Origin of the sequence: Vibrio ouci, assembly GCF_004551525.1 — a bacterium.
GTDB classification, from domain to species: domain Bacteria; phylum Pseudomonadota; class Gammaproteobacteria; order Enterobacterales; family Vibrionaceae; genus Vibrio; species Vibrio ouci.
Map to the genome: position 1 here is coordinate 1 of NZ_SATR01000120.1, position 2,646 is coordinate 2,646.

Genomic DNA, 2,646 nt, shown 5'->3' on the forward strand with positions numbered 1-2,646 from the left:
CGTTTTGCAGCGGCTCGACGTGGTGGTGCAATTGTCGGCAAGTTCAGCGCAGGTGTCCGGGAAATCACACTGATACCTGAGCTGATACTTCCAGCAGCTCAGGTAGGTCCGAACGCCGTTAATGACCCGGGTCCCCGCGCCTTCGATACATTGGCGTTGGACTCGCTCGCACTCGGGTAAGAGCGTTGCACAATCTGACTGCCATTTCATGACGTTGGTGCGAGCTCKRTAATGGATAGTAAAGGTCCCGGTATAGAGGCCAATGTCGTTCACCATGTCGATGGTGACMTTACCTGATGTGCCAACGCCCATGCTCTGATGAAAAGAAGGGTACTGGTTKAGACACCAGTGGCCACTTCCGCTCCTGRTGCAGCGCGCCGCTAWATGATGAGGCACAGACATCAYCTTGTAWGGCTTGGCATGYACGATCACGCCATTRACACGAAACTTGACSCCATTATTGATRGARGGGAGGCAGCGCATCCCCTGACAGGTCAGAACGCCGGGAAAGGTGATCCCKGTGATCTCGTTCACGCCTGCTGGTAAGGTGTAACGCACAGGAGTAAAGCCGTTGTAACGAAAGGARACRCTGCCCGTGGTGATTTCCTGTTTATCTACGACAGGTGTCTCATGACAAATCACGGGCGTCTGGGTGGGCTGTGCGCAACGCCGTTGATGGTTTTCGGTCTGGCACTGAGTGCCGCGATTACAATCTACGTAGGCATTGGAGATGCCATGCGTGATGGCATACGCTTGCTCTTGCCCCAGCAAAGCAAAACGGGTCGCCGGATCGCTTTTGATATCTGGACGGCCTTTGTCGAACTGAGATTTCACTGCATTGGCGGTTTCATCAGCCAAAAACTCGCGCGCTTTTTGCTGCTTTATGGCGGCGTCATTAAGTCCCTTTTGTGGCGGATTATGGACTTGGTTAAGGCATTGTGCGCTAGCGCAGTAATCGCTGAGATTGAGCTGATCTTTGGCCTTTTTCGGGATGGCCTGCTGGGCGCCTTTGGCCCAGTCGAGGTGATCCTGATATTGCTTTTGTTGCTCGGCCATTGACCGCTCAGAAGCGAAAGCGTGAAAGCTGAGAGCCAGGATGAGACACGCACTACTCGTCGTTTTCATGGCGTTTCCTCTCTAACAGGCGGCGCACCACATCGGGGTTATCACCCTGAGCAAGGTGCTCGAGTGCATCCGCGATGGAGACATTGCCTTTTACGATGTCGTAGTCACTTTCGCTGCACGGTTGTTCGGGTAAGCAGCGTCCGGGCTTAACCGCAACGAACGTTGGTACCTCTTGAATATTGAAGGTTTGAAACCACTCAGGGCTGATCGCGAACCCACTGCTTATGCTGTCTTTTGCGTCGGTTTTGAGTAATACCTGGATTTTGTTGGTTGTGGCCATAAATCCTTGCGGCAAGACTCCCCGGATGACCAAAGGGACTTGCCAGATCTCACTCTGTTTTAACAGCGCTTTCAGGCTGCTGTCTGGCATGGTCAGAGAGACAAATACCATCACGCCGGTTGGCGCCGCATTGGGGTTTTGAGTGGGTGTCGGGAGGTCGACGATGCCTCGCAAAGACGTGGGATCAAGCTTTTCTTGCCAGTTGCGGGCGTGTTGCCGTGATTGCTCGATAAATGGAGCCGGGTTTGGCGGCGGTGTTTGCGCCCTTTGTTGAGTGGGCAAAGAAAGCATTTGCTGCTCTCGCTTTGCAAGTGCCTTGAGCTCATCTTGGGTATACCCGATGCTGGCGGCTGTGGCATGGCTAAAGAGCATCGCTAAAACCCCGGACAAGGGCAGTCGAATGCGTGACATGGTATTTTTCCTTAAACTTGAGTCCCTCCCATGTGGAGATCGCCTAAGTAAGAGGGGCGGGCATGGCTGTTGAGGAGGGAGGTGTAGCGCTCTGATCAAAGGTCATAGGGGACCAACCCTGCGCAGAAGAAGTCAAGCGAGCAAGGTGGCCACCGCAGAGGTCTGAATGTTACCTGGACTACATTGGGTGTGCTGATCTCGGTGTCAGTGATGAAGCTCTATGTGGTCGTCTGTATTAAAATGCATTCCTTTAACGCACTCTTTTGACACGTTTAAAAACCGACCGGATTTCTCGTCTGGCGAGTAAGAGGGCGCCAGGACACTGATCAGCTCGTGGTGGAGCAGGACAGAGAGCTCTTCGAGGCTGGGATCTCCTTCGATGACTTGGAAATGAACGACATCGATGTTCTTATTCGGACTGCCGTGATCAACGACATTGGTGATTAACAGGATCATAGACTACCTCACGTTATGATGCATGTTGTCCACGCCATGCGCGGTGCTCCTTTTGTCTCAACAAGCGCTTCGCCCGTTGTCGCAGCCAAAAGCGAGCGAGATCGTTAACTTAACTTTAGGTTGTTTTTTGTACAAACCCATAATTCCCGCGTATTAGATATGCAACCGATCTGGACGTCATAAGAAGACACAGTTACGTTTTCGCCACTGCACATAGCCAAAATTGTCACCCGTCGTCGGGTTGTCATGCCCCATTTCCCATATCGCTGTCGTGGTCGTGTAAGGGTGACACCACTGCGCATCGGGAATAGGCGCACTCATCTGATAACGGTAACGGGACTTCGGTAAAATCGGGGTAGGGTATTGATAGCAAA

The 2,646-nt window shown here is 52.6% G+C and carries 4 protein-coding genes; 1 reads left to right on the forward strand and 3 read right to left on the reverse strand.

Features of this window, described 5'->3' with window-relative positions:
• Positions 1 to 483: conjugal transfer protein TraN (traN, locus tag ELS82_RS27525; protein WP_369333531.1), on the reverse strand; the 483-nt coding region annotated here is incomplete at its 3' end.
• 147 nt (positions 484 to 630) lie between these two features.
• Between traN and ELS82_RS26765 the strand changes: the two genes are divergently transcribed.
• Positions 631 to 1,059, forward strand: coding sequence for a hypothetical protein (locus ELS82_RS26765; RefSeq protein ID WP_208733290.1), 429 nt, complete (start codon positions 631 to 633; stop codon positions 1,057 to 1,059).
• Between the two features lie 49 nt (positions 1,060 to 1,108).
• Here ELS82_RS26765 and trbC read toward each other — a convergent pair whose 3' ends face one another.
• Both trbC and ELS82_RS24105 read right to left on the reverse strand, forming a co-directional pair.
• Positions 1,109 to 1,816, reverse strand: a complete 708-nt coding sequence (gene trbC / locus ELS82_RS24100) for a type-F conjugative transfer system pilin assembly protein TrbC (protein WP_134837668.1) — start codon at positions 1,814 to 1,816, stop codon at positions 1,109 to 1,111.
• 633 nt (positions 1,817 to 2,449) lie between these two features.
• A partial coding sequence (locus ELS82_RS24105) for a TraU family protein (RefSeq protein ID WP_208733292.1) occupies positions 2,450 to 2,646 on the reverse strand: 197 nt, incomplete at its 5' end.